The 26,211-nt window shown below is 65.6% G+C and carries 31 protein-coding genes and 1 tRNA gene; 6 read left to right on the forward strand and 26 right to left on the reverse strand.

Annotated features, from left to right (window positions below; all coding sequences use genetic code 11):
* Positions 1-7 precede the first annotated feature (7 nt).
* The 7 genes from Q8Q53_RS11040 to Q8Q53_RS11070 all read right to left on the reverse strand — a co-directional run bounded on the left by Q8Q53_RS11040 (position 8) and on the right by Q8Q53_RS11070 (position 9,863).
* Entirely contained in the window at positions 8-1,069 is a 1,062-nt protein-coding gene (locus Q8Q53_RS11040; protein ID WP_305701824.1) for a LacI family DNA-binding transcriptional regulator, read from the reverse strand.
* Between the two features lie 3 nt (positions 1,070-1,072).
* Positions 1,073-2,020, reverse strand: a complete 948-nt coding sequence (locus Q8Q53_RS11045) for a glycoside hydrolase family 16 protein (RefSeq protein ID WP_305701825.1) — start codon at positions 2,018-2,020, stop codon at positions 1,073-1,075.
* Positions 2,017-3,516, reverse strand: coding sequence for a tryptophan halogenase family protein (locus Q8Q53_RS11050; protein ID WP_305701826.1), 1,500 nt, complete (start codon positions 3,514-3,516; stop codon positions 2,017-2,019). Before Q8Q53_RS11050 ends, Q8Q53_RS11045 begins: the two co-directional genes overlap by 4 nt.
* Entirely contained in the window at positions 3,516-4,538 is a 1,023-nt protein-coding gene (locus tag Q8Q53_RS11055) for a cupin-like domain-containing protein (protein ID WP_305701827.1), read from the reverse strand. Before Q8Q53_RS11055 ends, Q8Q53_RS11050 begins: the two co-directional genes overlap by 1 nt.
* Positions 4,531-5,250: a SapC family protein gene (locus tag Q8Q53_RS11060; RefSeq protein ID WP_305701828.1), complete on the reverse strand. Its 720-nt coding sequence runs from the start codon at positions 5,248-5,250 to the stop codon at positions 4,531-4,533. Before Q8Q53_RS11060 ends, Q8Q53_RS11055 begins: the two co-directional genes overlap by 8 nt.
* Complete coding sequence (locus tag Q8Q53_RS11065) at positions 5,247-6,782, reverse strand: tryptophan halogenase family protein (protein ID WP_305701829.1); 1,536 nt, start codon at positions 6,780-6,782, stop codon at positions 5,247-5,249. The genes Q8Q53_RS11060 and Q8Q53_RS11065 overlap by 4 nt, the downstream gene beginning before the upstream one ends.
* A gap of 111 nt (positions 6,783-6,893) precedes the next feature.
* Positions 6,894-9,863, reverse strand: a complete 2,970-nt coding sequence (locus tag Q8Q53_RS11070) for a TonB-dependent receptor (RefSeq protein ID WP_305701830.1) — start codon at positions 9,861-9,863, stop codon at positions 6,894-6,896.
* Between the two features lie 213 nt (positions 9,864-10,076).
* Here Q8Q53_RS11070 and Q8Q53_RS11075 point away from each other — a divergent pair.
* Positions 10,077-10,150: transfer RNA gene (locus Q8Q53_RS11075), tRNA-Gly, on the forward strand.
* A 52-nt stretch (positions 10,151-10,202) separates the two neighbouring features.
* The gene (locus tag Q8Q53_RS11080) at positions 10,203-10,682 is read left to right on the forward strand and encodes a PaaI family thioesterase (protein WP_305701831.1); all 480 of its coding nucleotides are present in this window, start codon (positions 10,203-10,205) and stop codon (positions 10,680-10,682) included.
* Here Q8Q53_RS11080 and Q8Q53_RS11085 read toward each other — a convergent pair.
* Positions 10,679-11,212 carry a J domain-containing protein gene (locus tag Q8Q53_RS11085; protein WP_305701832.1) on the reverse strand — a complete coding sequence of 178 codons (534 nt, stop codon included), beginning with the start codon at positions 11,210-11,212 and terminating at the stop codon, positions 10,679-10,681. The genes Q8Q53_RS11080 and Q8Q53_RS11085 overlap by 4 nt on opposite strands.
* A 142-nt stretch (positions 11,213-11,354) precedes the next feature.
* On the opposite strand from Q8Q53_RS11085, the gene Q8Q53_RS11090 reads away from it, so the two are divergent.
* Positions 11,355-11,531 carry a hypothetical protein gene (locus tag Q8Q53_RS11090; protein WP_305701833.1) on the forward strand — a complete coding sequence of 59 codons (177 nt, stop codon included), beginning with the start codon at positions 11,355-11,357 and terminating at the stop codon, positions 11,529-11,531.
* A 64-nt stretch (positions 11,532-11,595) separates the two neighbouring features.
* Here Q8Q53_RS11090 and pal read toward each other — a convergent pair whose 3' ends face one another.
* The 13 genes from pal to hisB form a co-directional block, all read right to left on the reverse strand.
* A complete protein-coding gene (gene pal, locus Q8Q53_RS11095; RefSeq protein ID WP_305701834.1) occupies positions 11,596-12,117 on the reverse strand; it encodes a peptidoglycan-associated lipoprotein Pal in 522 nt (173 codons plus the stop codon).
* Positions 12,118-12,198: 81 nt separating this feature from the next.
* Positions 12,199-13,581: a Tol-Pal system beta propeller repeat protein TolB gene (tolB, locus tag Q8Q53_RS11100; protein ID WP_305701835.1), complete on the reverse strand. Its 1,383-nt coding sequence runs from the start codon at positions 13,579-13,581 to the stop codon at positions 12,199-12,201.
* Positions 13,578-14,471, reverse strand: coding sequence for a hypothetical protein (locus Q8Q53_RS11105; protein ID WP_305701836.1), 894 nt, complete (start codon positions 14,469-14,471; stop codon positions 13,578-13,580). Before Q8Q53_RS11105 ends, tolB begins: the two co-directional genes overlap by 4 nt.
* A gap of 9 nt (positions 14,472-14,480) precedes the next feature.
* On the reverse strand, positions 14,481-14,870 hold the full coding sequence (locus Q8Q53_RS11110) for an ExbD/TolR family protein (protein WP_305701950.1): 390 nt from the start codon (positions 14,868-14,870) through the stop codon (positions 14,481-14,483).
* A gap of 48 nt (positions 14,871-14,918) precedes the next feature.
* Complete coding sequence (gene tolQ / locus Q8Q53_RS11115) at positions 14,919-15,620, reverse strand: protein TolQ (protein ID WP_305701837.1); 702 nt, start codon at positions 15,618-15,620, stop codon at positions 14,919-14,921.
* Positions 15,617-16,075 carry a YbgC/FadM family acyl-CoA thioesterase gene (locus Q8Q53_RS11120; RefSeq protein WP_305701838.1) on the reverse strand — a complete coding sequence of 153 codons (459 nt, stop codon included), beginning with the start codon at positions 16,073-16,075 and terminating at the stop codon, positions 15,617-15,619. Before Q8Q53_RS11120 ends, tolQ begins: the two co-directional genes overlap by 4 nt.
* Positions 16,076-16,146: 71 nt before the next feature.
* Positions 16,147-16,524, reverse strand: a complete 378-nt coding sequence (locus tag Q8Q53_RS11125) for a histidine triad nucleotide-binding protein (RefSeq protein ID WP_305701839.1) — start codon at positions 16,522-16,524, stop codon at positions 16,147-16,149.
* Between the two features lie 5 nt (positions 16,525-16,529).
* On the reverse strand, positions 16,530-16,850 hold the full coding sequence (locus Q8Q53_RS11130) for a phosphoribosyl-ATP diphosphatase (protein ID WP_305701840.1): 321 nt from the start codon (positions 16,848-16,850) through the stop codon (positions 16,530-16,532).
* Between the two features lie 67 nt (positions 16,851-16,917).
* Complete coding sequence (locus Q8Q53_RS11135; RefSeq protein WP_305701841.1) at positions 16,918-17,046, reverse strand: PEP-CTERM sorting domain-containing protein; 129 nt, start codon at positions 17,044-17,046, stop codon at positions 16,918-16,920.
* Between the two features lie 191 nt (positions 17,047-17,237).
* On the reverse strand, positions 17,238-17,999 hold the full coding sequence (gene hisF, locus Q8Q53_RS11140; protein ID WP_305701842.1) for an imidazole glycerol phosphate synthase subunit HisF: 762 nt from the start codon (positions 17,997-17,999) through the stop codon (positions 17,238-17,240).
* Positions 18,000-18,003: 4 nt separating this feature from the next.
* Complete coding sequence (hisA, locus tag Q8Q53_RS11145) at positions 18,004-18,732, reverse strand: 1-(5-phosphoribosyl)-5-[(5-phosphoribosylamino)methylideneamino]imidazole-4-carboxamide isomerase (RefSeq protein ID WP_305701843.1); 729 nt, start codon at positions 18,730-18,732, stop codon at positions 18,004-18,006.
* Between the two features lie 28 nt (positions 18,733-18,760).
* Entirely contained in the window at positions 18,761-19,381 is a 621-nt protein-coding gene (gene hisH, locus Q8Q53_RS11150; protein ID WP_305701844.1) for an imidazole glycerol phosphate synthase subunit HisH, read from the reverse strand.
* Entirely contained in the window at positions 19,374-19,967 is a 594-nt protein-coding gene (hisB, locus tag Q8Q53_RS11155) for an imidazoleglycerol-phosphate dehydratase HisB (RefSeq protein WP_305701845.1), read from the reverse strand. The genes hisH and hisB overlap by 8 nt, the downstream gene beginning before the upstream one ends.
* A 108-nt stretch (positions 19,968-20,075) precedes the next feature.
* Between hisB and Q8Q53_RS11160 the strand changes: the two genes are divergently transcribed.
* Genes Q8Q53_RS11160 through gmk form a run of 3 tightly spaced genes read left to right on the forward strand, consistent with a single transcriptional unit; the run spans position 20,076 to position 21,527 of the window.
* Positions 20,076-20,558, forward strand: a complete 483-nt coding sequence (locus tag Q8Q53_RS11160) for an SspB family protein (RefSeq protein ID WP_305701846.1) — start codon at positions 20,076-20,078, stop codon at positions 20,556-20,558.
* A 6-nt stretch (positions 20,559-20,564) separates the two neighbouring features.
* Complete coding sequence (locus Q8Q53_RS11165) at positions 20,565-20,858, forward strand: hypothetical protein (protein ID WP_305701847.1); 294 nt, start codon at positions 20,565-20,567, stop codon at positions 20,856-20,858.
* 30 nt (positions 20,859-20,888) lie between these two features.
* Positions 20,889-21,527: a guanylate kinase gene (gmk, locus tag Q8Q53_RS11170; RefSeq protein ID WP_305701848.1), complete on the forward strand. Its 639-nt coding sequence runs from the start codon at positions 20,889-20,891 to the stop codon at positions 21,525-21,527.
* Between the two features lie 56 nt (positions 21,528-21,583).
* Here gmk and Q8Q53_RS11175 read toward each other — a convergent pair whose 3' ends face one another.
* The 5 genes from Q8Q53_RS11175 to Q8Q53_RS11195 all read right to left on the reverse strand — a co-directional run bounded on the left by Q8Q53_RS11175 (position 21,584) and on the right by Q8Q53_RS11195 (position 26,203).
* The gene (locus tag Q8Q53_RS11175; RefSeq protein ID WP_305701849.1) at positions 21,584-21,826 is read right to left on the reverse strand and encodes a hypothetical protein; all 243 of its coding nucleotides are present in this window, start codon (positions 21,824-21,826) and stop codon (positions 21,584-21,586) included.
* Between the two features lie 242 nt (positions 21,827-22,068).
* Complete coding sequence (locus Q8Q53_RS11180; protein ID WP_305701850.1) at positions 22,069-22,971, reverse strand: SMP-30/gluconolactonase/LRE family protein; 903 nt, start codon at positions 22,969-22,971, stop codon at positions 22,069-22,071.
* A gap of 4 nt (positions 22,972-22,975) precedes the next feature.
* Positions 22,976-23,794, reverse strand: coding sequence for an SDR family NAD(P)-dependent oxidoreductase (locus Q8Q53_RS11185; protein ID WP_305701851.1), 819 nt, complete (start codon positions 23,792-23,794; stop codon positions 22,976-22,978).
* Between the two features lie 53 nt (positions 23,795-23,847).
* Positions 23,848-24,987, reverse strand: a complete 1,140-nt coding sequence (locus Q8Q53_RS11190) for an acyl-CoA dehydrogenase family protein (protein ID WP_305701852.1) — start codon at positions 24,985-24,987, stop codon at positions 23,848-23,850.
* A 55-nt stretch (positions 24,988-25,042) separates the two neighbouring features.
* Positions 25,043-26,203 carry an acyl-CoA dehydrogenase family protein gene (locus tag Q8Q53_RS11195; RefSeq protein ID WP_305701853.1) on the reverse strand — a complete coding sequence of 387 codons (1,161 nt, stop codon included), beginning with the start codon at positions 26,201-26,203 and terminating at the stop codon, positions 25,043-25,045.
* Between the last annotated feature and the right edge of the window lie 8 nt (positions 26,204-26,211).

Raw genomic sequence — 26,211 nt, forward strand, 5'->3', positions numbered from 1 at the left:
CGCAGTTCTAGCTGGAGCTGGCGGGCGGGGGCGCGACTGATCCGCGCTCAACCAGGTCGGCGGAAATCACCGTCAGTTCAGCGGGCCGATCCTCGCCCTTTTTCGCGGCGATGATCAGTTCGACCGCGCGCGATGCGGTGGCCGCAATCGGCTGATCGATGGCGGTCAGCGGCGGCTGGGTAAAGTGGACCAGCGGGGTGTTGTCAAAACTGATGACCGACAGGTCATCCGGCACGGTCAGCCCCAGATCGCGCGCGACTTCGAGCGTGGCCAGCGCCATCTGGTCGTTGCTGGCGATGATCGCGGTCGGGCGCTGGGGCAGTTGCAGCAGATGGCGCGCTGCCCGGTCGCCCGAGGCATAGCTGAAATCGCCCGCTTCGAGCAGCGCGTCGGTCGGCAGGTCCGCCTCGGCCATTGCCGCGCGCCAGCCATCGACGCGCCAGCCGCTGAGGTTGTATTCGCCTGCCCCGGCGATGAACCCGATCCGGCTGTGGCCGCGTCCGATCAGGTAGCGGGTGGCCGTGCGGGCGGAGCCTTCGTCATCCATCGACAGCGGAATGCCCGCGCCGTCCTCGTGCGATCCGATCCGCACGAACGGGATGTTCTGCCCGGCCAGGAACGCCACGATCTGCGGATTGTCGGAATGCGGCGGGGTCAGGATGATCCCGTCGGGCTGCAACGCGGCAATCGCGCCCAGCAATTCGCGCTCGACGTGGTCGTTGTGGGTATCGACCAGCTCAAAGATCATCCGATAGCCATGCTCGGCGCACATCAGCATCCCGCCCAGCAGCATCTGGTCAACCCAGTCGGTCCCCTGCCGCGCCCGCCAGTCGGCGATGGTGCGTTCGCGGTCGTTGATCGCCAGGATCAGGTAAGAGCGCGATCCGCTCATCCGCTGGGCGGCGATCGAGGGGACATAGCCCAGCTTGTCGATCGAGGCCTGGACCCGCTCCTTCATCTCGGCGCGGACGTTCGGCTCGTTGTTGATGACGCGGCTCACCGTCTGCAGGGACACACCAGCGTCCGCAGCAACGTGCTTGATGGTGACAGCCTGCCGCCGCCTCGCCATGCGCTATTCGTCCCCCCGTTCAGCTTGCCCCGCCCCTGCGGTAGCCGGACCAGCGCCCTTTTGCCAGACGCGAACCCAATCGATTGCCAGCTGCTTGGGGAAATCCCGGTCCGACACCCCGCCCAGTCCCCGCGTTTCGGCCAGTTTGCCGCCGATTGCCAGGTTCACGATCAGGTGAAACGGCTGGTCGAACGGCGCGTCGGGCGCGGTGGAACCGGCCGACCACCATTCGCGCGCCTCACGCACGGCAAAGGTGCTGCCATCGATCTGCCAGATGATCCGGCCCGGCTGCCATTCGATGGCATACGTGTGAAACCCGTCCAGCACTTCGGGTGCGTGGACTTCGGTCCCCTTTTGCGCGTTGGCGGGCCACACGCCGCCAAAGTGCAGCGTGCCCAGGATCGTGCTTTCCCGTCCGCCGGGGCAGGTCGCGCAAGCCACGCCCAGGTTGACCGCTTCCAGAATGTCGATCTCGCCCGATGCGGCCCAGCGGCCATAGCTGTCAGCCTCTGGCAGCATCCAGATCGCGGGCCAGGTGCCTTGCCCCTGCGGCAGCCTGGCGCGGACTTCGATCCGGCCATAGCGCCACGCGGCCTTGCCCTTGGTGGTCAGGCGGGCCGAGGTGAAATCGCGGCTGACCACCGCGTTCGGGTCAGTCCCGGCGGTGCGCAGCGACTTGGGTAAAGCAGGGCCGGTGGCGCGCTGCCGCCGCGCGGTGATGACCAGCTTGCCGTCCACCACTGCCGCATTGCGCTTGCTGGCGGTGTAGCATTGCCGTTCGGCGTTGCCGCCGCCCCAGCAATCGACCGCAAAGCTCCACTTGCTGCGGTCGACCCTGGTGCCGTCGAATTCGTCGGCCCAGACCAGCTGCCAGTCATCGGCCCCCCGGTCATCAGCCAGCGCGGGCTGGCTGACGGCCAGCGCCAGCAACGCCATCCCGGCCCGGATCATGCCGCTGCCGAATCCGCCACGCCGCAATAACGGGCCACATAGGTGTGGTGTTCCGGCAGACTGGCGACGGTCTTGGCTACGCTGTCGCGTAGCCCCGCCAGCAACTGATCCAGTTCACCGTCGCTCAGCTTGGTGGCGACCGGGTGATAGGCGCGCGGCTTGATCCCCTGGCCCATCATCACCTGGACCCAGCTGTTTTCGGCGAACAGTTCCTCATTCCGGCGGAACACGCGGCCGGTTTCGCGGAACAGTTCGATCTTCTGGGTCAGGCTGTCGGGAATTTCCATCGCCGCGCATTGCCGCCAGAACGGGCTGTCGCGGCGGTCGGTGGCCTTGTAATGCAGGATCAGGAAATCGCGGACCTGCACCATGTCGGTCAGTTGCTGGTCGTTGAATTCCGCCACGTCGCGTTCGCTCACCTCGCCCATTGGCAGCATCCGGATCAGGCGCAGGATCGCGCGCTGGATCAGGTGGATGCTGGTCGATTCCAGCGGCTCCAGAAACCCGCCCGACAGGCCGACCGCGATGCAGTTGCGGTGCCACTGCTTGCGCCGCGCCCCGGTGGTAAAGCCGATGAAGTTCGGTTCGGTCAGGCGCTGCCCTTCGGTGCTGGACAGCAGCCGGTCGAGTGCGGCGTCGCGGTTCAGATAGCGGCTGCAATAGACGATGCCGTTGCCCTGGCGGTGCTGCAACGGAATGCGCCACTGCCAGCCTGCATCGTGCGCGATGGCGCGGGTATAGGGGATCGGCGGACGGACACTCGCGGTCTGCACGGCGATGGCCCCGTCGCACGGCAGGTAATGCGTCCAGTCGTCATAGCCGACATGCAGCGCCCCTTCGATCAGCAGCGCGCGAAAGCCCGTGCAGTCGATGAACAGGTCGCCCTCGATCCGCTGCCCGCCATCCAGCACCAGCGCAGTGATGTTGCCGCTTTCGGGCGTGAGTTCGACTTGCGCGATCCGGCCTTCGATCCGGTTCGTCCCGTCCGCCTCGGCCAGCTTGCGCAAGTAGCGGCCATAGAGCGTGGAATCGAGCTGGTAAGCATAGTTCATCCGGTTGTCCGGCAAATGCGCGAATCGGCCCTCATAGGCCGCTTTCAGTTCCAGGCAGTATTCGTCGAAACTGGCATCGTGGCCCTTGGCCTGCCCATGCATCCAGAAATGCTGGAACCCCGCCGACCAGTGATCGCGCCCGGTCAGGCCGAACGAGTGAAAGTACTTCTCGCCCTGCTGCTTCCAGTTCTCGAACTCGATCCCCAGCTTGAAGGTGGCCTGCGTCTCGCGCATGAATTCCGCCTCGCTGATCCCCAGCAGGCGGTTGTAGGTGACCAGCGGCGGGATCGTGCTTTCGCCTACGCCGACGGTGCCGATGGCATCGGATTCGACCAGCGTCAGCTCGATCGCCTCGCCCATCGTCCGGGCCAGCGCGGCAGCGGCCATCCACCCGGCCGTGCCGCCCCCGGCGATCACGATCCGGCGTCTGGAATATTCGCTCATCATCGGCTCAGTGTCCTTAGCAGAAAGGCCCGCAGCCGCCCGGCGGTTTCGGCGGTCAGCGGGTCCAGCACACCGCGCGCACCGTCCGGGATATGGTCGGTGACGAGCGGCCCGTTGTCGAAAACGTAGTGGTCGAACAGCTCCCGCCAGATCGCCTTGTCGGCGGCGGGCAGATCACGGATGGCCAGCATCGCGTGGTTCAGCGCGTCCTGCGGCTGACCCAGCCAGCGCGGGGTATCGCGCCACCAATAGTTCAGCAGGATGTTGAAGCGCGCCAGCCCCTCGACATGGTGCCACCACATCGACGGCACGAACAGCGCGTCGCCCGGTTCCAGCTCCGCCACTTGCGCCTGTTCCAGCGCGGCGGCGAAGCGGGGGTGGGCGGCGAAATCCGGCGCGCGGAAATCGACCATGCTGACCGCGCGGCCAGCAGGGGTGTTGTCGACCGGGCCAAGGTAAAGGTTGGGGAACTGATCGGGCGGAAACAGCGTGAAGCGGCGGCGACCCGCAACGCAGCAGGCCAGATTGTCCGGAAAATCGTTGTGCGCGGCGATGGTGGTGGGGGTGCCGATCCACAGGCTGGCAATCGGCGTGCGGTCCCCCAGTTCGACCGTGTTCTCGGTATCCACGCCGGTAAAGTGCGCGGGCACGTCGATCGAGGCGAGATAGACTGTCGGAGGATCAGCGCGGCCTTCGTTGGCGTCGATTCCGCCGAAAATATCGGCCAGCCGCCCGCGCGCCATGCGGAAATTCATCGCCATCGCGGCGTCATAGAACATCCGCCCGTCGTGCCCCGGCTCACCGATGGAGACGGCAAACGGCACATCGCGGGCCCGTTCCAGCAGATAGGCGCGGGCCGCGCGGGGGGATTCCAGTCCCGCGCGGACGAGCGGCCAGTCCGCCACCAGACCGCGCACCACAAACGGTTCGCGCGCGCCGCGGAGCAGTGCGTCAAGCGCGGCGGGATCGTCCGCGCTCCGCTCCGGCACGGCTGCGAGGTTCAGGGCGGATGGTTCAGCCAAGCGCGACCCGCGCGTTCTTGCGCGCCACCAGATCGGCAAAGCGCCCGAGGGAGGCGACCGCCATGTAAATCGGCAGCAAGTGCCCTTCCAGTTGCAGTTCGCCCAGCGCGCCGCCGTTCAGCGCGGCCAGCCGGTCCTCGGCAATCACGTGATAGCCGACCAGCGAATGGCGCGCGCCGTTGTCCAGCGGCACGTCCAGCGTGAACGGTTCCAGCAAGTCGTGCCGTTCCAGCGCGGCGAAGAACGCGGGGTACTGGCGGTACCCGTGGTCCAGATCGCCCAGTCGCCCGGCCATCGTTTCAAGGACAGGGGTGGGGCGGGCGTCCTCGTCGAACAGGCGGGTGCCTTCGCCGCCGTGATCGACGCGGGGGTGGGCCATGTCGATATGGACTTGCGGCGTGTCGCTGCCTTCAGCCGGGCGGCCGATCAGGAACGGCTGGATCGCCATCGCCAGCGGGCGATAGCGTGCATCCCAGCGGTCCCCGTCCAGAAACAGGTTCTCGCCATTGTCGAACCCGAACATCGCCAGCGCGGAAAACTGCCCGCTGGCGGCATCGCGGCGGAACACGATGGGGTAATGGCCCTGCACCGCGCGGAATTCCAGCGGCACGGTCAGGCAAGCCATCACCGCATCGCCAAACTGTGCGCCAGCCCCGGTGTGGACGCGCAAGGCCCCGTGATCGGCGGGATTCAGGATCTGGTGGTTGCTCATGTCCGGACAAGTCTTTCGTCGGGTGCGGCCTTGGCGGCGGCGGTGAAATAGGTGCGGTTAGCTGGCAGCGCCGCGGCCAGCGCGCGGGTGCGTTCGCGCACTTCGGCCAGCCGGGCTGTAGCGGCGGGGGAGGGCGCTGCGTTGGTGCGTGCGGGCCAGCCCATGCCATAGAGGACGTATTGCTGGCTGGCGGCGGAAAAGATCTCGTCCACGCGGGGGAAGTCCCAGCTCGATGGCGGCTGGTCGCGCCACAGTTCCAGTTGCTGGGCCAGGCGCGGCGGGATTGTCTCCGGTGCGCGCTGGGTCAGCCAATAGGGTTCGGTCCGGCGGCTCAGCGCATAGTGCAGTTTCAGGAACTCGACGATCCGGTCCCAGCGATAGCGGAACAGCTCGTTGAAGCGGTCCGCGTGGATGGTCATCGCCGCGCGGCTCGCGGGGAAGTTTTCGATCAGGGCGTTCAGCGACAGCTCGATCAGGACGATGGCTGATGCTTCCAACGGTTCGATGAACCCGGCGGACAGCCCCACCGCAAGGCAATTGCGATCCCAGAATCGCGCGCGGTGGCCGGTGCGGAACGTCAGTTGGCGCGGTTGCAGCCGGTCAATGTCGGCGCCGGGAACGTGCGCATGCACGTAATCAAGCAGCACCTGCCGCGCGGCGTCGTCGTCCATGAAGCGCGCGGCATAGACGCAGCCGATCCCGCGCCGGGTGGGCAGCGCGATGTCCCACAACCAGCCTGCGGTATGGGCCGTGCCCACGGTCTGCGCGGCAATCGGCGCATCGGGCTGGGTCGGCACTTGCAGCGCCAGTGCGCGGTCGTTGAAGGACACGTCGCTGCGGTCAATCCAGTCGCCGCCCAGGTGCCCGCCGATCAGGATCGCGGCCTGGCCGGAGCAATCGAGGAACAGGTCGCCCGCCAGTGCGGGCTGGCCGCGCAGTTCCAGCGCGGCAATGTCGCCATCTTCGGCTGCGATCACGCCGGTCACTTCCGCCGCGATGTGGGTAACGCCCAGCCGTCCGGTGGCATGGCGGGCCAGCAACGCGGCGAACTTGCCGGCGTCGAGGTGATAACCGTAATTCAGCGCCCCCGCGTAATCGGGCATCGCCCGCTGGCGCGGGGCCAGATCGCGGGCGCAGGCGGCGGCCTGCGGGGTCATCGCGGCGGCGAATGCGGCGTCGGGGCAAGCGCTCTGCCATGCGGCCAGCATGTCGCGCATGTCGCCCTGTGGCGGGGCGGAGAAGGGGTGGAGATAGCTGTCGCCGGGAGTGCCATCCACCCAGCCGTCAAACCGCGAGCCTTGCTTGAAGCTGGCATCGCATTCGCGCAGGAATTCGCTCTCGGCGATGCCGATGCTGGCCAGCGTTTCGCGCATCGTCGGCCAGGTGCCTTCGCCGACGCCGATGGCCGGGATATCGGGCGCTTCGACCAGCGTGACCGACAGGTCCGGGCGGCGCGCGACCAGCAGCGCAGCCGCCAGCCATCCGGCGGTGCCTCCGCCGACGATTACCACGCGTTGAATCGTACCCGTCATCACACCCCGACCATACCGGACATTTGCCCGTCGCCAGAGAAAAAGAGCCGCACTGCATGGGGCAGCGCGGCTCTTGATCTCAACTCACCTTAGTGAACCGGTGCGACCCGATCAGAAGGTGAACCGCACGCCTGCCGCATAGCGCGCATAACCGGGGGCGGCGAAGAACGCGGTCCTGTCGTTGCGCATGTGACCGCGTCGGTCGGCATTGGTGACGTTGATGCCTTCCACGAAGGCGGTCATGCCCTTGCGGAACTCATAGCTCGCGCTGACATCGAACTGGCCATAGGCTTCGACGTAATAGGGGTCGAACCCGTAGCCCGACAGGAACCCGTCGCGCCAGTTGTAGGCGACACGCGCCTGGATGCCGTTCTTGTCGTAATAAAGCACGGCATTGGCGCTGTCGCTGACCCCGTTCACTGCGAACTGCGCCACGGTGTAACGCTGGGTGTTGTCGAACTTCGTATCGCTCTTGACCACGGTGTAGTTCAGGATCGTGCCGAAGCCGGTTTCGCCAAAACGGTGCTGGATCGCGAATTCCCAGCCCCACAGCTTGGCCTTCTGGGTGCTGTTGACCGGCTGGGTGATCACGAAATTGACCAGCGGGTCGTTGGCCTGACCGCGAATGCCGCCGGTCGCCGGATCGACGATCGAAGGGAAGTTCGCGGCAATCCACGATCGGATCTGCGAGGTGGTGGCACCCGCCCCCAGCGCAGCTTGTGCCTGCGCAACGCGCGGCCCGGCTGCCGGGTTGGTCAGCCCGAAGGCGGGCATGTTGACCGTGGTGTTGCTGATGAAGTTGCCAACCCGCTTGTGGAAGAAGCCGACCGAGAGATAGCTTTCGCGGCCGTAATACCACTCTGCCGACACGTCGATGTTCTTCGACTTGTAGGGCAGCAGGCCGGGATTGCCGCTGCGGCCGGTGCTGCCACCGACCCGGATCGGGGCATCCAGCGTGGTGCCGCCTTGCAGGCTGGCATAGTCCGGACGGGTGACGGTGTGGCTGTAAGCTGCGCGCAGCTTGACGTTCTCAATCGGCTCCATGTCGAAATCGATCGCCGGCAGCCAGTTTTCGTATTCGCCCTTCAGCGCCGCGAAGTCCTGGGCATTGCCATAGACGATGGCGATTTCGTTATCGCCCACCCACGAGGTGCCGGTCGGGATCGGCACCAGCGCTGATGAATTGACCTTGGTCTTTTCGTATCGCAGCCCCAGCCGCAGGTTAGCCGGGTTGGCGAACAGGTCGAACTGATGGGCCGACTGCACATAGGGCGCAATCGTCTGTTCATGCACGCGGCGGTCGGCCTGGAACTGCGCAAGGCAGGTGCCGGGCGCGGCCTTGCCGGTCCACGGTGCGCTGCAGATGCCGATCCGGCTTTCCAGCAGGTCGATCAGCGCGGCGGTATCGACCTTGAAGTAGTTCTGGAGGATGCCCGCGCCGTTGGACCCGTTCATGCCTGCCAGACGGCCCGGCAGGCCGACCGGCGTATAAAGGCTGTCGGGCGTGTCGGCGGCGGACAAGGTGCCGCCCCAGCTGTCGCTCTGGATAAAGCCATAGGCCGAACGGACCTTGTTGTCGGTAAAGGTCGCCCCGAAATCGAGGCTCTTGATGAACGAGGCGTCGAAGTCGAAGCCGCCCTTCAGCGACACTTCGTTGATCTCGTCACGCATGTAGGCGTTGCGGAAGGCGTTGCCGGCCGGGCGGATGTTGGCCGGATCGCTGGCCGAGCTGCCCGGATACATGTTGACCGAGATGACCGGCATCGGGGTGGTGAAGTCCACCTTCTGCGACTGCACGCCAAAGATCGCGCTGCCGACAGCAATGTTGCTGCCATAGGGCGAAGTCGGCTTGCTTTCGGCGGTCGAGTGGTGGCCGTCGAGGACCAGACGCAGCCCGCCGGGACCATCCCATTCCAGGTTGCCGCCGATCGAGCGGTTGATCGAACGGTTCGCCGCCAGCGCGCCGGTGATCGCCAGATCCTTGCCGGGGCCGAAGCTTTCCGCATAGAAGTTCGGGCCGGCGGCGGGGCCATCGGTCCAGCTGCTGCTGGTCTGGTCGTGGTTGAACCACACGCCGATGCTGCTGGTGCGGGCGTTGATGGTGTTCTGCGAATAGGTGTAGTCAACCAGCAACGAGAGGGTGTCGGTCGGCTTGACCTGCAGCACCAGCTGGCCGTTGATGCGTTCACGGTCCAGATCGGTGAAGTCATACCCGGCGTTCTGGGTGACCTGATAGATGTCGGTCGGGTCCGGGCGGTTTTCGGTCCGGGCGAAGTTGCCGCGCCAGTCGTTGGCATCCAGCGGCAGCGAGCCCCAGTTGTTCTCCGAACCCAGATAGCCTTCGCGCCAGCCCGCGTTGAACTGGGCCTGGCTGGCCTTGCGGCGCTGATACGACGCGGTCGCCAGAATGCCGATGGCGCCGTCAGCAAAGGTGTTCGACAGGATGCCCGAGATTTCCGGGGTGATCGGCGTGCTTTCAAAGCGCGAGGTATCATAGACGCCCTTCACGCCGATGCTGCCCTTGAAGCCGGGGCGATCGAGCGGACGCGGGGTCTTGATGTTGATCACCGAACCAATGCCGCCGGTGGGCAGGCTGGCGCGGCCGGACTTGTAGACTTCGACCCCGGCGACGCCTTCGGCGGCGAGGTTGCCGAAATCGAAGCTGCGCGAGGCGGGCGCTTCGCAGCAGCTGCCCAGGCCCGAAGCGGGCATCTGGCGGCCGTTCAGCAGCACCAGGTTGAAATCGGGACCGAACCCGCGAACCGTGACGGTCGAACCTTCGCCGCTGTTGCGGTCAATCGACACGCCGGTGATGCGCTGGAGCGATTCGGCCAGGTTGGTGTCCGGGAACTTGCCGATGTCTTCGGCCGAGATCGCATCGACGACGCCCTGCGATTCGCGCTTCACGTCCAGCGATGCGCGCAAGCTGGCGCGGATCCCGGTGACGACAATCGCGTCGCCTTCGTCGGCGGAAGCGGCGCTGTCATCCTGTGCCAGCGCGGGCTGCGCTGCGATGACGATCGCGGCGGCGGAAACACCCAGCATCAGGCGGCCCATGGCGAGTTCGCGCAAACCTCTCATAATCCGATTCTCCTCCCGTTTCTCGTGCGGTCCGCATGCAGGATCGCCGATTGTGAACGTTCACCTACTTGATAACGTTCACTTGGTCAAGCCGCTTTCATGGGCTGCCAGAACAGGCCATGCGGGCAAACTTGACATTCCACGGCGGTAAAGTGATTGACGGCGCACCGGGGTTGGTGGCAAGCGCCGCCGACCGTTCAGCAGCGCTGATGCGCGGGTATAGCTTAGTGGTAAAGCACCAGCCTTCCAAGCTGGCTATGCGGGTTCGATTCCCGCTACCCGCTCCAGCCCTCGCGGCGGCCAGCATCAGGTCTGCTTTCCCAGCCAAGGTCCGTCTCCATGTCCGAACACCCGCACGACAAGCTTCAGCCCGATGTTCCTGCACTGCGGCCGGGACTGGCGCAGCTGACCGAAGGGCCTTGGGCCGGGTGGTATCGCTGGGAACCGGTCGATCATTTCGAAGAGCACACCGGGCCGTTCTTCTGCCGCCCGGATGGTGACGGGCTGCTGTGCGCGTTCATGCCCGAGGCGAAGAACCGCAACGGCGGCGGCAATATCCACGGCGGGGCGCTGATGACCTTTGCCGACTATGCGCTGTTCATGATCGCGGGCGGGATGGACACCGCCGTCCACGGGGTGACCGTGACGATGAACTGCGAATTCGTCGGTGCGGCGGAACCGGGCAAACTGCTGACCGCGCGCGGCGAAGTGGTGCGCGCCGGGGGCAGCCTGGTGTTCGTGCGCGGGATGATTGCGGAAGGGGAGCGTAACGTCCTGGCCTTTTCCGGCACGATCAAGCGCTTCAGGACAAAAGCCTAACCCCGCCACTCCCGGCGTTCTTCGGCCTGACGCAGCACTTCATAGGCCAGTTGCAGCGCGGTGAACGCATCGGCAGCGTCCTTGTCGCCGGGGCGGACGTCAGGATGGACTTCCTTGGCCTTGTTGCGCCAGGCTTTCCGCACTTCGTCGAACTCCGCATCGGGCGACAGCCCCAGCAATTCCAGCGCGCGCAATTCATCCCGGCTGCGGGTGCCGTCGCCGCTGGCGGCCCAGCCATAGTGGGCGGATTCGGAATAGCCGGAATGGGTCTGGCGCTCAGCGCCTTCGCGTTCGGCCGCCTCTTCGGCGTCGAGGCCTGCAAAGTAATCCCAGCCCTGATTGTATTCTGCGGCGTGTTTCTGGCAGAACATCCAGCGATCCGGGTTGTTGGGCGATTTCGGGGCCGGGCATTCGCCGCGTTCCGAACAGCCGTGGCGATCGCACAGCCGGATCGTCGCCGCATCGCGCGCGCCTTCATACCCGCGCCAGCGAGGAAAGCCCCAATCAGTGGTTCGCCCGGAACGCTTCATCCGTGCCCGATAGGCCGAAGCACGTGTGCGGTGCAAGCAAGCATGGACTTCATCCCGTATTAAGTTTCAGATCGCAATGGTGCATTGCAATAGACATCGTTGTTCCCATATCATGGGGAACGCACACAGGGAGTTCACCATCATGAGCAAGCAGCTGACTTGGTCCGCCGCCGTTTCCGTGCTGGCGATGGCTGCCATCGCGTTGCTGGCAACCGATCTGCCGGGCAGTGCAAATCTGATTTCATTGCCAAAGGTTGGCTATTCCGCCGAAGCGGCCGTGCTGCCGCAGCTCGGCAATCTGCTGCCAGCGCTGCAATAAGGCACTTTGCCGGAAACCTGAACCGGCCGGGGCGGCAAGCTGCCCCGGCCGTTCGTTTTTTGCGTCAATCAATCGTGACCGTCACCGCCCGGCGGTTCCTGGCCCAGCTGGATTCGTCCGAACCCAGCGCGACCGGCCGTTCCTTGCCATAGCTGACCGTCATCAGCCGGGCTGCATCAACCCCGACGCTGACCAGATAGTTCTTGGCCGCGTTGGCGCGGCGTTCGCCCAGCGCCAGGTTGTATTCGCGGGTGCCGCGTTCGTCCGCGTGACCTTCGACCGTCGCGCGCTTGCCGGGGTAGCGGGCCAGCCATTGTGCCTGCGTTTGCAGCGCGGCCATGTCGGCGCTGTCGATGTTATAGCGATCCGTGTCGAAATAGATCGCGTCCTGCCCCATCATCTGCGCGGCAAAATCGGCCTGGCTGCCGGGGACGATCCCCTGGACGGAGCCCTGCGTGGTATTGGTGGAGATGTTGGCGCCAGGATCGGGCGGCAGTTGCTTGGGTGCCTTGCTGGCGCAAGCCGAGAGTGCAGCCGAACTGGCCAGCAGCAGAATCGCGGTTCGGATGGTGCGGGTCTTGTTCATCGGGCTTCTCCTTTAAGTGCAGGTTCCTGTGTATTGCCCCCCAAGTCAATCTTGCGAATCATTCGCATAATCGATCGTGAGTCAAGGCCGCAGCGGCCCCCATGACGGGTCCGATCCGTCGACCGGGGTGCTCAGCTTGCGTTCGTTCCGCCCGGTCAGGTCAACCTGCCAGATTCCGGCCTTGCCGCTGCCGCGCGTGGTGCGGAAGAACTGGATGATCCGGCCATTGGGTGCCCAGGTCGGCGCTTCATCCTGCCAGCTGTCGGTCAGGTAACGCATTTCCCCGCCGCCCGGCGTCATCACCGCGATGCGGAAATTGCCCGCGATGTGGGTGAAGGCGATCTGGTCGCCGCGCGGGCTCCATTCCGGCGTGGCGCTGCGTCCGCCGAAAAACGTGATCCGGCGCTGGTTGCTGCCATCGGCGTTCATCACATAGACCTGCTGGCTGCCGCCACGGTCGCTTTCGAACACGATCCGCGTGCCATCTGGGCTGAAACTGCCGCCGATGTCGATGCCGGGGCTGTCGGTCAGCCGCACCGCGTTGCCGCCGCCGGACGGCATCTTGTAGATGTCGGTATTGCCGGCCGTGGCCATCGAATAGAGCACCCACTTGCCATCGGGCGACCAGCGCGGCGCGAATACCGGGTTGGTCGATTGCAGCAGCAGGCGCTGGGTGCTGGTTTCCAGATCGTAGATATAGATCCGGGGGCTGCCGTTGAAATAGCTGAGGTAGAGGATCGAACGGTAATCCGGTGAATAGCGCGGCGTCAGCACCGTGGTCTGCCCGGTGGTCAGATAACGGTGGTTGGCCCCATCCGAATCCATGATCGCCAGCCGCTTCATCCGGCGGTCCTTCGGCCCGGTTTCGGCGATATAGGCGATCCGGCTGTCGAAGAACGGGTTTTCGCCCGACAGCCGCGAATAGATCAGGTCGGCGCACTTGTGCGCGGCGCGGCGCCAGTCACCGGGGCCGACGGTCCACCCGGCCTTGGCAAGCTGCTGCTTCAGCGCGACGTCATAGAGGTAACACCCCACCGTGACCTGCCCACCCGGCGCGGCGCGGACAAAGCCCTGCACCAGCATTTCGGCGCTGCGGCCCGCCCAGGTGTCATAGGCCGGGGCCTGCACTTGCGCAAAGGCGGGCCGTGGCAGCGCATCGGGGCCGACCGGTTTGAACAGGCCGTTGTTCTTCAGGTCATCGGTGATCACGCGGGCCACGCTCATCCCCAGCGCGGAGGTCGATCCGGCGCTGGTCTGGGTCGGGACATCGGCGTCGGTCGCGAACGCGGGAATGGCGATGCCCAGATCCTGCCAGTCGCTGTCATCCGACACCGCGCCGGACAGCCCTTCTTCAGGGACCTGCTCGGTCGGCTGCGGGGTGGGCAGGGATTGCTGCGCGGCAGCAGGAGCGGCCAGCAGGATGGCCAATACGGGGGCTAGCGCCGAAATCAGGCGAAGGGTCATTGCGATAGCTTTCTGTCGAAGCGGAAGTCGCTGACGCGCTTCCAGGCAGGATAGAATTCAGGCGGCAGGTTGAACGGCGCGGCCAGCCGCACCGCGCGCATTGCCTGTTCGGCATGGCGCGGGGCCTGGGCACGGTTGGCGTCGGTGATCCCGTCCTGGCGCACCACGCGCGGCGATCCGGCCAGCGTGCCATCGGGGTTGAGATCCCACGACAGCACCGTGACCAGCAGCTCCGCATCGACCCCTTGCGGCGCGGCCCATTTCGGCTTGAGCTGGCGCGAGATCGCCCCGGCCAGCGCCGAACGCACCGCCGGACCGACGGCAGCCGCTGGCGGCGCGGCGGTGGCCTGTTTGCCGCTCGCGCCGCTGACCCCTTTCAGGAAATCGTCGCCGATCCGGCTGCCCCCGGCCCTGGCGGGCTGGGTGGCGGCGGTTGTGGGAGCGCGCGCGGTGCTGGTGGCACCCTTTGGTGCGGCTTTGGGCGCGTTGGTCGTTTTCGGTGCGGCCTTGGTGGTCGGTTGCGGCAAGGGCCGCGCGGCGACCGTGGGCGCGGGCCTGGGCTTGGTCAGGGCCGGTTTCGGCTGGATTTTCGGCTCCGGTTTCGGCTGGACCATGGGTTCCGGCCTCGGCGGGGGCGGCGCGGGCTGGGGCGCGGGTTCCGGCGCGGCCTGGCCCAGTTCGGGCGCTTCATCTGGCGCAGGATCGGCCACGCTCGGCGCGGTCGAGGTCAGCCCCACGTCCTCGCTCAGCGTCACGGTCATGCGTTCGGGCGGCGGGATCGTCGGCGCGGAAGGCGGGCGCAGGGCCAGCAGCACGCCCAGTGCGACGTGCGCGGCCAGCGCAATGGCGAGGCCAAGACTTTCTTCGCGGTTGAGCGCGGAACGTACCATCGTCGCAGCCTAGGGCGCTTCAACTGAACTGTTGGTGACCAGCGAGATTGAGTTGAACCCGGCGTGATTCAACTCTCCCATCACGCTCATCACCCGCCCGTAATCGAGCGACTTGTCAGCGCGCAGGGTGACCAGCGGCGGCTTGCCATCCGCGCCGCGCGGCAGCGCGGCCAGCCGGTCGGCCAGCGTGCCGGGATCCACCTCGGACTGGTCGATATAGACCCGCCCATCGCGGCTCAGCGACAGGTTCACCTGTGCTGGTTCCTGCGCCAGCGCCCTGGCGTTGCTGTCCGGCAGTTCCACCGGCACCCCGGCGTTGAGCAGCGGGGCGGTGACCATGAAGATGATCAGCAGCACCAGCATCACGTCGACCAGCGGCGTGACGTTGATTTCCGCCATCGGCGCGCGGCCCCGGCGGCTGCGGCGGGTGGGTGCGGAAAACGCCACTCAGGCCGCCTCCAGCTCGCGGCTGAGACTGGCGTGGAACCGGTCGGAAAAGCGTTGCAGGCGCGCTTCGAGCTGGTTCACCCGGTGGGAGAAGCGGTTATAGGCGATGACCGCCGGGATTGCCGCAAACAGGCCGATCGCGGTGGCGAACAAGGCTTCGGAAATCCCCGGCGCGACCACGGCGAGCGAGGAGTTCTGCTGCGCACCGATCTGGAAGAAGCTGTTCATGATCCCCCAGACCGTGCCGAACAGACCCACAAACGGCGCGACTGAACCCACCGTGGCGAGGAAGTTCAGCCGCTCGGCCAGCTTGTCCGCTTCCTGTGCGACGGCGCTGTCCATGACGCCCGCCAGCCGCTGGCGGGTGCCGTCGCGGTCAATCACCTTGCCTGCGGTGGAGCGGCGCCATTCGGCCAGGCCAGCGGACACGACGCGAGCAGAGGGAATGTCACCTTTCCCGCGGTCGGCTTGAAACTCGTCAACGTTCCCGGCCTTCCAGAAATCGCGCTCATAGGCATCGCAGCGCTTGCGGATGCCGACCATGCGCAGGCTGAACCCGACCACGATCATCCAGACCCAGACGCTGGCCAGCACCAGCCCGGCCATCACCAGCTGCACGACGATATCGGCATCGAGGAACAGCTTTACCGGATCAAGGCGCGTCGGCGCACCGGCGGCGGCCAGAATATCGAGAGCAGTCATTGCGGTCCTTCAGTCAGAATTGTGGCAAACGCCGCGCGCCACGCGGCGGGCATCCGGCGCGGGCGGCCATCGGGGGCGACGAAGCCGACGCGCAGCCGCGCCTCGGCCAGCAGCACGCCGTCCTCGCGGAAAGCGCGCTGGTGCATCCGGCAACTGGCCGCGCCCAGTTCCTCACAGGTGGTTTCGATCCGCACTCCGTCATCGAGCCGGGCCGGGGCGGCATAGCGGATCGTCAGGTCGGCGACGGCAAACGCGCCTTCGCCCGCCTCGTTCACCGCGCGCTGGTCAATCCCCAGCAACCGCACGAAGTCCGACCGGGCGCGTTCGAACCAGCGCAGGTAATTTGCGTGATAGACCACGCCCGACAGGTCCGTATCCTCGAAATAGGCGCGCACCGCGAAATGGTGCAGCTTGCCATCGATCAGGCCGGAAGGCGGGGCGGGAAATGACGTCATCGCGGCGGGTTTAGCCGCTGCGCGACTCGAAGGGCAAGGGGTGAGGGCCGCTGGTGCGGTGAAACACCCCCTCAGCGCGGCAGCATGGCCCCGAATTGCCGCCCGCCGAACACGTGGACGTGCAGGTGCGGCACTTCCTGGTGGCCGTGCTGGCCAATGTTGGCGAGCAGGCGGTAACCCGGCTCGACTAGCCCAGCCTCCCGCGCGACAAGGCCAACGGCGCGGATGAACCCGGCGATTTCCGCATCGCTCGCCCGGGCGGAAAAATCGTCCCAGCTGACGTAAGGCCCCTTGGGGATCACCAGCACGTGCAGCGGGGCCTGCGGGTTGATGTCGTTGAAGGCCAGCGCCCAGTCGTCTTCATAGACGGTCTTGTTGGGGATTTCCCCGCGCAGGATTTTCGCGAAGATGTTCTGGTCATCGTAGGGCAGGGTCGGGTCGATCGGCATCGGCTCTAGCTCCGGCTGGCTTTTTCGGCGATCCCGCTCACCCCGTCGCGGCGGTCGAGTTCATCGAGCACGTCGGTGAACTCGACACCCTTGGCATCGAGCAGGACCAGCAGGTGGAAAATCGTGTCGGCGGCTTCGCCCACCAGTTCCTCGCGGGTGCCAGACAGCGCGGCGACCACGGTTTCGACCGCTTCCTCACCCAGCTTGCGGGCGATCACGGGCACCCCGCGTGCATGAAGTTTCGCCACCCAGCTAGTCGCGGGATCGGCATTGCGGCGCGCGGCGATGGTGGCGGCAAGGCGGGCAAGGGTGTCCGGGCGGTCCATATGGCTGGCCATGCGGCGCTGTCGCCGCAAGGTCAAGCCAGAGCGTTCTGTCTCGGTAGACCCGCAGTCAGTCCGGCGGTGGACGGCGCGCACCGCGGCGGCCGATGATCAGGCCCAGCACGCCGATCGCAAACAGCGCCAGGTTGCTGGGATCGGGAATGGTGAACCCGGCATTCGCGATTGCAGGTTCGGCCATGCAGAGCAGGCCGGTGCCGAATGCCAGGACGGTTAATGGGCTGCGACCCCGAATTAAGTCCTTCATGAAGCGTGGTTTACGCAATTCCCGTGCCACCGCAGCCGGATCGCGGAACCGTGCGGGCCACGATGGTTAACGCCGGGTTTCCGGCTGACACGAGTGTAAACAGTACCGACGCTTTGCGCCGGGTTTCAGCCCCGCGCGGGCAGCCCGGCGGCGCGCAGGGCCGCGTGGGCTTCGAGGATCGTGTGCTGGCCGAAATGAAAGATCGATGCGGCCAGCACTGCGCTGGCATGACCCTGGGTCACGCCTTCGACCAGATGATCGAGCGTGCCGACGCCGCCGCTGGCAATCACCGGCACGGATACGGCATCAGCAATGGTCCGGGTCAGCGCCAGATCGTATCCGGCCTTGGTCCCGTCGCCGTCCATCGAGGTAACCAGCAGTTCGCCCGCGCCCAGCTTCGCCAGTCTCATCGCGTGTTCCAGCGCGTCGATCCCGGTCGCCTTGCGCCCGCCGTGGGTGAAAATTTCCCAGTTGCCGCGCGGAGTACGCCGCGCATCGACCGAAGCGACCACGCACTGGCTGCCGAACTTTTCGGCGATATCGGCCACGACTTCCGGGCGGGTGACGGCGGCGGAATTGACCGCAACCTTGTCCGCCCCGGCCAGCAGCAGTGCGCGTGCGTCCTCGGCGCTGCGCACCCCGCCGCCCACGGTCAGCGGCATGAAACACACTTCCGCCGTGCGCCGGACGACATCGAGCAGGGTGCCGCGTCCTTCGTGGCTGGCGGAAATGTCGAGAAAGCACAGCTCGTCCGCGCCGGCCGCGTCATAGGCGCGGGCCTGTTCGACCGGATCGCCCGCATCGCGCAAGTCGACGAAGTTCACGCCCTTCACCACTCGCCCGTCACGGACATCAAGGCAGGGGATGACACGGACGCGCACTGTCATGGCATCAGACCCGGTTCGCCATGGCGATCGCGGCGGCCAGATCGAGCCGCCCTTCGTACAAGGCCCGGCCGGTGATGACGCCTTCGATCCCGTCCACCGCGTGGAGCGAGAGGATGTGGATGTCGTCCAGCCCCTTCACCCCGCCGCTGGCGATCACCGGCAGATCGACCTGCCGGGCGAGTTCGACCGTGGCGTCGATGTTGACGCCCTTCAGCAACCCGTCGCGCCCGATATCGGTGAACAGCAGGCTGGCGACCCCGGCGTCCTCGAACCGGCGGGCCAGATCGACCACCGCCACATCGGACACTTCGGCCCAGCCTTCGGTCGCGACCATGCCGTCGCGGGCATCGACCGCAACGACGATCCCGCCGGGAAACTCCGCTGCCATGTCCTTCACGAACTGCGGGTCCTTCAGCGCGGCCGAGCCCATCACCACGCGGCTGACGCCCAGATCGAACCAGCCTTCGACCGCTTCGCGCGTGCGGATGCCGCCGCCCAGTTGGACGTGGCCGGGGAAGGCTTCAAGAATGGCTTCCACCGCCCCGCGGTTCTCCGCGCGGCCCGCGAACGATCCGTCGAGATCGACCACGTGCAGGAACTGCGAACCGGCTTCGGCGAACAACAGGGCCTGCGCGGCGGGGTTGTCACCATAGACGGTGGCGCGGTCCATATCGCCTTCGGACAGGCGCACCACTTGTCCGCCTTTAAGGTCGATAGCCGGGAATACGATCATGCCAGCTCTCTTATCATGGCTTCTCTCATCATGGCCGCCACTCCAGGAAGTTGGCGAGCAGCGCCAGCCCATAGGCCTGGCTCTTTTCAGGGTGGAACTGCACCCCCACCACATTGTCGCGCGCCACCGCCGCAACCAGCCCGCCGCCGTGATCGGTCATCGCGGCCACGTGATGCCCATCGGCGGGGACAAAGTGATAGGAATGCAGGAAATAGGCCTCCCCCGCCTCAACCAGCGGAGCATGGGGCGCGGGCAGGACATCGTTCCAGCCCATGTGCGGGATCTTGATCGCCGGGTCGGTCCGCTCGATCAGGTGGACTTCGCCGTCGATCCAGCCAAGGCCCGGCGTGGAGCCATGCTCAACGCCGGTGGTGGCAAGCAGCTGCATCCCCACGCAGATGCCCAGGAAAGGCGCACCGCCAACCAGCACGCGTTCGGCCATCGCATCGATCATGTGCGGAATGGCGCGCAAGCCTTCCGCGCAGGCCCGAAAGCTGCCGACGCCGGGCAGGACGATCCGGTCCGCTGCGCGGACGACGTTGGGGTCTGATGTTACCGCCACCCGCTCCGCCCCGGCGGCTTTCAGCGCATTTGCGACCGAATGGAGATTGCCCGCGCCGTAATCAATCAGCGCCAGCACCTCAGCCACCGAGTTGCCCCTTGGTGCTCGGAATCGCCCCGCCCTTGCGCGGGTCCAGTTCCACTGCTGTCCGCATCGCACGGGCAAAGCCCTTGAAGATACCTTCGCAGATGTGGTGGTTGTTGCTGCCGTAAAGCAGTTCGACGTGCAGCGTGATGCCCACGGCCTGCGCGATCGACTGGAACCAGTGCTCGAACAGCTCGGTATCCATTTCGCCCAGCCGTTCCTGCGTGAAACCGGCGTTCCAGACCAGCCATGGCCGGCCCGAAATATCCAGCGCCACGCGGCACAGCGCCTCATCCATCGGGGAATAGGCCATGCCGTAGCGCCCGATCCCGGCCTTGTCGCCCAGCGCCTCGGCAATCGCCTGGCCAATCGCAATCGCGCTGTCTTCAGTCGTGTGATGCTGATCGACATGGAGATCGCCCGTCACCCGGCAGGTGATGTCGATCAGCGAATGGCGGCTGAACTGTTCTATCATGTGATCGAGGAAGCCGATCCCGGTGGTGACGTCATAGGCCCCCGTCCCGTCGAGGTTCACTTCGACGAGAATGTCGGTTTCGTGGGTTTTGCGAGCAATCCGGCCGGTACGCATGAGGTGGGGCTATAGGCTGGGCGGCGCAGGAATCAATGATTGTTCGCGCTGTCGGCGCTTGCCGCTTTCCCCTTGACCATGCGCCGCCCTGACGCCACTTGTCCGGTGATGAGTGAAGATATGCCCGATAGCCTGATCCCCTACGATGAAATCGTGCAGGAAGCCCTGCGCGCCGTGGTTGGCCGCGTGCTGGGCGAGGTGGTGGCGACTGGCGGCAACCTGCCGGGTGCGCACCATTTCTATATCACGTTCAAAACCCATGCGCCGGGCGTTTCCATCCCGCCGCACCTGAAAGAACGCTTTCCGGATGAAATGACGATCGTCCTGCAGAACAAGTTCTGGGACCTGACCGTCGATGCGGTTGGTTTTTCGGTCGGACTGTCGTTCAACCAGATCCCCAGCAAGCTGGAGATTCCCTTTTCGGCGATTACCGCGTTTGTCGATCCGGCAGTCGATTTCGGCCTGCAATTTCAGGCCAGCATGCCCGATGACGTGCCGCCGCCGCACGACGATGCCGAAAATGATTCGCCGGTTGCCGCGGTTGATGATGGCTCAAACGTCGTCACGGTCGATTTCGGCAAGAAGAAGTAAGCAGCCATGGCGGCCGACCGGATCCTCGCCTCGATCATCCGTCAGGGCGGCGGACGGCTGATCAATTCGGCCATTGCCAGGGCTTTGCCTGACCAGCCGCTCAAACCGGGTAAGCGAGGGAACCTGCTGAGCGGGATTGCCGGGGTAGTGGCCATTCAGGTGGCCACCCGATCGGTACCGGGGGCGATTGTGGTCGGATCGGGATTGATCGCGAAAAAGCTGTATGATCGGCGCAAGGCGGCGAAAGCAGCCCGCGCCGCGCCGGACGCCAAGCTGGCGAAAGACACGCCCGCCACTTGATCTGCCAGCCCCGTTGCGCGATTGGAGCGCATGGCTTCACCCGACACCCTTCAGCGCCGCGGCCTGATGTTCATCCTGTCCTCGCCGTCCGGCGCGGGGAAGACCACCGTCGCGCGTAAACTGCTGGCACACGACGGCGAAATCCGCATGTCGGTATCCGTCACCACCCGAGCGCCCCGCCCCGGTGAAGTGGACGGGCAGGATTACATCTTCGTCAGCCAGACCGAATTTGACCGGATGGTCGCCGAAGAACAGTTCCTCGAATGGGCAACCGTGTTCGGCAACAGTTACGGCACCCCCAAGGCGCAAGTGAAAGCCGGCATCCGAGAGGGCCAAGATTTCCTGTTCGATATCGACTGGCAGGGCACGCAGCAGCTCTATCAAAAGATGGAAACCGACGTCGTCCGCGTCTTCCTGCTGCCGCCCAGCATCGATGAACTACGCCGCCGCCTGACCGGGCGCGGGACCGATCCCGCCGATGTGATCCAGTCCCGCATGGACCGCGCCCGCGCGGAAATCAGCCACTGGGACGGCTATGACTATGTCATCGTCAACGACGATATCGAGGCGTGCTTTGCCAAAGTCTGCGAAATCCTCGCCGCCGAACGCATGAAACGCGCCCGCCAGACCGGACTGATCGGGTTTGTGCGGGGGTTGATGACGGACTGAGGGTGCGGCTTGTTTGAGTGATTTAACTCTGCGTTGTGAATGGCTCGATGTCGGGATCAGCGGTCGCTTTTGCGGCTTGCGCGTGCTTGCTTAATCAGCCTGATGTTGCGCTTGTAATCCTGCTCCATCATCCACCGAGTCACTGCGCTAGCGCCCAGAATGAACCCGGTGATCAGGATGGCACGATGTGGCGCAGAAACCGCGCCTTTCAGCAATTCATTGGCATAACCTGCATAAGCCAATGAGGTGAAAAATACCGCTCCGGCAAAGGCGATGGTTAGCTTGGTCCGTGAGATCATTGATCAGCATTATCAGCGACGGGCACATGGCCGCAATGCTGTTATGTCCGGAACGGCAGCTTGCGACAAAAAAGGGGGGAGCAGAAGTCCATCCTCCCGTCGCCCCGGACTTGATCCGGGGCTAGGCTTTTCTTTTCGCACAGCCTTTGCAGCGCACGGGACGCAGCGGATGGCCGCCAGTTAGCCCAGCCCCGTGTCAAGCACGGGGCGACGACGGGAGGGCTGGGCGGGTGCCTCGCCCCTCAGGGCAATCCCGCCCGGCTGACCGCAACCTCCGTCACCAGCACTTTGCCCAGCGGGGCTTTCGCCGCCTCGCCTGCGTCCGAACTCGGCGCGACGAGCATGAACAGGTGTTTGCCTTCTGGCCCGCCCAGCATGCAGGCGAAGCACGGCAGGCCGCCGGTTTCGACCACGTCCAGCACTTCGCCGCCCGGTGCGATGAGGGCGCATTCGGGGGCGAGCGGGTTGGCGATCCAGATTGCGCCGCTAGCGTCTAGGCAAATGCCATCGGGAATGCGCGGCCAGGTGGGGGCCCATTCGCGGCGGTTGGACAGGCTGCCATCCGCGCCGATATTGAGCGCGGTCAGCCGCCCGCCCAGCGTTTCGCCCACGATCAGCGTATGGCCATCGGGGGTGATGACCATGCCGTTGGGAAAGCTGAAGAGCTCACCCGGCGCGGCATCGCTGACGCTGCCGTCTGGCTGCACCAGCGCGAGGCAGGTCTGGGGATGGTCCACGATCACGCTTTCCGCCCCGCGCGCGCGGATTTCCGCGTCCAGATCGAACCCGAAGTTGCCGACATAGGCGCGGCCTTGCGCATCGATGACCATGTCGTTGCAGAGGTGCGCGGAGTGGCCGGTCAGATCGGCGTGGCAGGTAAACCGCCCATCCGGCCAGCGCCTCCACAATTGGCGCAGTTCCATCCGCACCACCAGCAGCGAACCATCGGGCATCCAGCCGAGGCCCGATGGCCGACTTTTCAGTTCCGGTTGGGCCAGTTCCAGTTCCGTGCGCAGATCGCCCGCCAGATCGACCGAGCAGACGCGGTGCGCGTAGAAATCGGAAAACCACAGGCGGCCATTCCGCCAGCGCGGCCCTTCGCCAAAGTAAATCTGATGGGCGAGGGTGCGCAGGCGGTGTTTCATGGCCTCAATGCTCGCCCGATGCGTCCTGGAAGGTTTCGGGGATCCACGCGTTGACGATGCCGCCGTCGATCGGGATCGTGGTGCCGACCACGTAATCGCCCGCGCGGCTGGCAAGGTAGATCGCGCCGCCCGCGATATCCTCGGCCACGCCAACCCGCTTGTAGGGGATGCCGCGCGCGCTGCCTTCGGGGTTCTTCGCCGCGGCCTTGTTCATTTCGCTGGGGTAGGCCCCCGGCGCGATGCAGGTGACGACGATATTGTCCTTGATCAGCCGCGCGGCCATCCGCTTGGTCAGGTGGATCACCGCCGCCTTCGACGCCTGATAGGAATAGGTTTCCCACGGATTGGGGCGCAGCCCGTCAATCGAGGCGATGTTGATGACCTTGGCCGGACGGTCAAAGCTGGCCGCCGCGTTCAGCAGCGGGTGCAGCTTTTGCGTCAGGAAAAACAGCGACTTGACGTTGAGGTCCATGACCTTGTCCCAACCCACTTCGGGAAATTCGTCAAAATCACCGCCCCACGCGGCCCCGGCGTTGTTGACCAGCACGTCCAGCCGGGATTCGCGGGCGGAGAGTTCCTCGGCCAGCTGCTTCACCCCGTCCATCTGGCTGATGTCGCCCGCGAGGCCAATGACCTTGCCGGGATACTGCGCTTCGAATTCGGCGACGGTTTCATCCAGCTGCGCCTTCTTGCGCGCGGTGATGTAGACCCGCTCACACCCGGCGGCGAGGTAGCCTTCGAGCAGCATCTTGCCGATCCCGCGCGATCCGCCGGTAATCAGCGCGATCTTGCCTTCGAGGCTGAACAGTTTGGTGAAATCCATTTTAGTGTCCTTTTCATACCCCCTCCTCTGAAGAGGAGGGGGCTTCGGCAGCATCAATACCCGGTCAGCTGCGCGACGCGTTCGGCGTGGTAGTAAACGTCGCCCATGAACTCCGCCAGCGCGCGGTCGCGCTTCATGTAGAGGCCGATGTCGTACTCGTCGGTCATGCCGATCCCGCCGTGCATCTGGACGCCTTCCTTGACCGCGAGGGCAGCGGCCTTGCCGGCCTTGGCCTTGGCGACCGAGACCATCAGTTCGGCTCTGTCCGATCCGCCATCGAGCAGCTGCTGCGCCTTGATCGTCGCGGCGCGGGCAATCTCGATTTCGGAATAGAGGTGCGCGGCGCGGTGCTGGAGCGCCTGGAATTCACCGATCAGCTTGCCGAACTGCTTGCGCTGCTTGAGGTAGGTGGCGGTCATGCCGAACGCACCGCCGGCCACGCCGACGCTTTCCGCCGCCGCGCCGATCCGGCCTGCGGCCAGCACCTTGTTCAGCAGATCGCGTCCGCGATCGACTTCGCCGATCACCGCATCGGCGTCGAGCAGCACACCGTCGAGCTTCACGTGCGTCGCCATCGAGCTGTCGACCAGCCGGACCGCATCCTGTGAAAGGCCCACCGCCTCCTTGGGCACCGCAAACAGCGTGATTCCCTCGGCGTCGTCGTCATTGCCCGATGTGCGCGCGGCGACCACCAGCATGTCTGCGCTGCCGCCGTGCAGGACAAAGCTTTTCGCGCCGTCCAGCCTGAACCCGTTGCCCGCCCGCGCGGCGCGGGTCTTGATCCGTTCGGGACGGTGCTTTGGCCCTTCATCGATCGCCACCGCGAACACGCTGTCACCCGCCAGCAGGCCGGGCAGGTAACGTCCGCGCAAGTCTGCATTGCCCGCGCCCAGTGCGGTCGCGGCCGCCACCGCGCTGGTGAGGAAGGGCGAGGGCGTGAGGTTGCGGCCGATTTCTTCCAGCACGATCCCGGCTTCGACATGGCCCATGCCCAGCCCGCCATCGGCCTCGGCGACCAGCACGCCAGTCAATCCCAGTTCGGCGAACTGCTTCCACAGCCCGTGGCCGAACCCGTCCTTGCAGCCCTGATCGCGCCAATGACGCAGCTGCTTCGCGATCGCGCCTTCCTCGGCCATGAACGACCGGGCGGTGTCGGCCAGCATGGCCTGATCTTCCGTATGATAAAGCGGCATTGCAGTATTCCTTGAATTTCATGCGCCCGGCAGGCCGGGTTCGCGGGGCGAAGGCTCAGGCCCCCGGCAGGTCGAGGATGCGCTTGGCAACGACGTTGAGCATCACCTCGCTGGTCCCGCCCTCGATCGAATTGGCCTTGGTCCGCAGCCAGGTCCGGGCCTTGCTGCCGCCGCCCGATGCTTCGCTGTCCCATTCCAGCGCGGCGCTGCCGCCGCCGGCCATCAGCAGCTCATACCGGCGCTTGTTCAGCTCGGTCCCGGCATACTTCATCATGTTGGGCTGGGCGGGGTGGGCCTTGCCGACTTTGGCTTCGTCGAGGAACTTTTCGCCCATCGCGCTGAATGCCAGCGCATCGACATCGAACATCGCGATTTCGGCGCGCAGCAGCGGGTCTTCGAGGCCCGCGCGGCTGAGCACCGGGCCGAGCGTGTTGAGCCGGTCGTTCCCGCCCGCGCCCGAAATCATCTCGCGCTCATGCCCCAGCAGGTATTTGGCGACGTCCCAGCCGCGATTGAGTTCACCCACGATCTGCGCCTTGGGCACGACCACGTTGTCGAAGAAGGTTTCGCAGAACGGCGAGTTGCCCGAAATCAGCAGGATCGGCTTGGTCGAGACGCCCGGCGTGGTCATGTCGAACAGCAGGAACGAAATGCCCTGATACTTGTTCGCCTTGTCGGTGCGGACCAGGCAGAAAATCCAGTCGGCCTTGTTGGCATAGCTGGTCCAGATCTTGGAGCCGTTGACCACCCAGTGGTCGCCCTTGTCCTCGCCGAAGGTTTGCAAGCTGACGAGGTCCGATCCGGAACCGGGTTCCGAATAGCCCTGGCACCAGCGGATTTCGCCGCGCGCGATCTGGCCGAGGTAGTGGACCTTCTGTTCTTCGGTCCCGAACTTCAGCAGCGCCGGGCCAAGCATCCAGATGCCAAAGCTGGACAGCGGCGGACGCGCGTTGATCCGGTTCATTTCCTCGCGCCAGACTTTTGCCTCAGCCGCGCTCATCCCCGCGCCGCCATAGGCCTTGGGCCAGTCGGGCACGGTGTAACCCTTGGCCACGCAGCGTTCGAGCCACGCCTTTTGCGCGTCGCTCTTGAACTTGAAATTGCGCCCGCCCCAGCAGACGTCATCTTCGTCGCGGGCGGGCTGGCGCATCTCGGCGGGGCAGTTTTCTTCAAGCCAGGCGCGGATTTCGGCCCGGAAGGCAGCAAGGTCAGACATGGATCGGA

The sequence above is a fragment of the Novosphingobium sp. genome, assembly GCF_030699305.1.
In the GTDB taxonomy this organism is placed as follows: domain Bacteria; phylum Pseudomonadota; class Alphaproteobacteria; order Sphingomonadales; family Sphingomonadaceae; genus Novosphingobium.

What these genes read in the sequence shown, in the direction of transcription:
- Q8Q53_RS11040 (WP_305701824.1), bottom strand. Translation starts at nt 1,069, where the DNA reads ATGGCGAGGCGGCGGCAGGCTGTCACCATCAAGCACGTTGCTGCGGAC.
- Q8Q53_RS11045 (WP_305701825.1), bottom strand. Translation starts at nt 2,020, where the DNA reads ATGATCCGGGCCGGGATGGCGTTGCTGGCGCTGGCCGTCAGCCAGCCC.
- Q8Q53_RS11050 (WP_305701826.1), bottom strand. Translation starts at nt 3,516, where the DNA reads ATGAGCGAATATTCCAGACGCCGGATCGTGATCGCCGGGGGCGGCACG.
- Q8Q53_RS11060 (WP_305701828.1), bottom strand. Translation starts at nt 5,250, where the DNA reads ATGAGCAACCACCAGATCCTGAATCCCGCCGATCACGGGGCCTTGCGC.
- Q8Q53_RS11065 (WP_305701829.1), bottom strand. Translation starts at nt 6,782, where the DNA reads ATGACGGGTACGATTCAACGCGTGGTAATCGTCGGCGGAGGCACCGCC.
- Q8Q53_RS11070 (WP_305701830.1), bottom strand. Translation starts at nt 9,863, where the DNA reads ATGAGAGGTTTGCGCGAACTCGCCATGGGCCGCCTGATGCTGGGTGTT.
- Q8Q53_RS11080 (WP_305701831.1), top strand. Translation starts at nt 10,203, where the DNA reads ATGTCCGAACACCCGCACGACAAGCTTCAGCCCGATGTTCCTGCACTG.
- Q8Q53_RS11085 (WP_305701832.1), bottom strand. Translation starts at nt 11,212, where the DNA reads ATGAAGCGTTCCGGGCGAACCACTGATTGGGGCTTTCCTCGCTGGCGC.
- Q8Q53_RS11090 (WP_305701833.1), top strand. Translation starts at nt 11,355, where the DNA reads ATGAGCAAGCAGCTGACTTGGTCCGCCGCCGTTTCCGTGCTGGCGATG.
- pal (WP_305701834.1), bottom strand. Translation starts at nt 12,117, where the DNA reads ATGAACAAGACCCGCACCATCCGAACCGCGATTCTGCTGCTGGCCAGT.
- tolB (WP_305701835.1), bottom strand. Translation starts at nt 13,581, where the DNA reads ATGACCCTTCGCCTGATTTCGGCGCTAGCCCCCGTATTGGCCATCCTG.
- Q8Q53_RS11105 (WP_305701836.1), bottom strand. Translation starts at nt 14,471, where the DNA reads ATGGTACGTTCCGCGCTCAACCGCGAAGAAAGTCTTGGCCTCGCCATT.
- Q8Q53_RS11110 (WP_305701950.1), bottom strand. Translation starts at nt 14,870, where the DNA reads ATGGCGGAAATCAACGTCACGCCGCTGGTCGACGTGATGCTGGTGCTG.
- tolQ (WP_305701837.1), bottom strand. Translation starts at nt 15,620, where the DNA reads ATGACTGCTCTCGATATTCTGGCCGCCGCCGGTGCGCCGACGCGCCTT.
- Q8Q53_RS11120 (WP_305701838.1), bottom strand. Translation starts at nt 16,075, where the DNA reads ATGACGTCATTTCCCGCCCCGCCTTCCGGCCTGATCGATGGCAAGCTG.
- Q8Q53_RS11125 (WP_305701839.1), bottom strand. Translation starts at nt 16,524, where the DNA reads ATGCCGATCGACCCGACCCTGCCCTACGATGACCAGAACATCTTCGCG.
- Q8Q53_RS11130 (WP_305701840.1), bottom strand. Translation starts at nt 16,850, where the DNA reads ATGGACCGCCCGGACACCCTTGCCCGCCTTGCCGCCACCATCGCCGCG.
- Q8Q53_RS11135 (WP_305701841.1), bottom strand. Translation starts at nt 17,046, where the DNA reads ATGGCCGAACCTGCAATCGCGAATGCCGGGTTCACCATTCCCGATCCC.
- hisF (WP_305701842.1), bottom strand. Translation starts at nt 17,999, where the DNA reads ATGACAGTGCGCGTCCGTGTCATCCCCTGCCTTGATGTCCGTGACGGG.
- hisA (WP_305701843.1), bottom strand. Translation starts at nt 18,732, where the DNA reads ATGATCGTATTCCCGGCTATCGACCTTAAAGGCGGACAAGTGGTGCGC.
- hisB (WP_305701845.1), bottom strand. Translation starts at nt 19,967, where the DNA reads ATGCGTACCGGCCGGATTGCTCGCAAAACCCACGAAACCGACATTCTC.
- Q8Q53_RS11160 (WP_305701846.1), top strand. Translation starts at nt 20,076, where the DNA reads ATGAGTGAAGATATGCCCGATAGCCTGATCCCCTACGATGAAATCGTG.
- Q8Q53_RS11165 (WP_305701847.1), top strand. Translation starts at nt 20,565, where the DNA reads ATGGCGGCCGACCGGATCCTCGCCTCGATCATCCGTCAGGGCGGCGGA.
- gmk (WP_305701848.1), top strand. Translation starts at nt 20,889, where the DNA reads ATGGCTTCACCCGACACCCTTCAGCGCCGCGGCCTGATGTTCATCCTG.
- Q8Q53_RS11175 (WP_305701849.1), bottom strand. Translation starts at nt 21,826, where the DNA reads ATGATCTCACGGACCAAGCTAACCATCGCCTTTGCCGGAGCGGTATTT.
- Q8Q53_RS11180 (WP_305701850.1), bottom strand. Translation starts at nt 22,971, where the DNA reads ATGAAACACCGCCTGCGCACCCTCGCCCATCAGATTTACTTTGGCGAA.
- Q8Q53_RS11185 (WP_305701851.1), bottom strand. Translation starts at nt 23,794, where the DNA reads ATGGATTTCACCAAACTGTTCAGCCTCGAAGGCAAGATCGCGCTGATT.
- Q8Q53_RS11190 (WP_305701852.1), bottom strand. Translation starts at nt 24,987, where the DNA reads ATGCCGCTTTATCATACGGAAGATCAGGCCATGCTGGCCGACACCGCC.
- Q8Q53_RS11195 (WP_305701853.1), bottom strand. Translation starts at nt 26,203, where the DNA reads ATGTCTGACCTTGCTGCCTTCCGGGCCGAAATCCGCGCCTGGCTTGAA.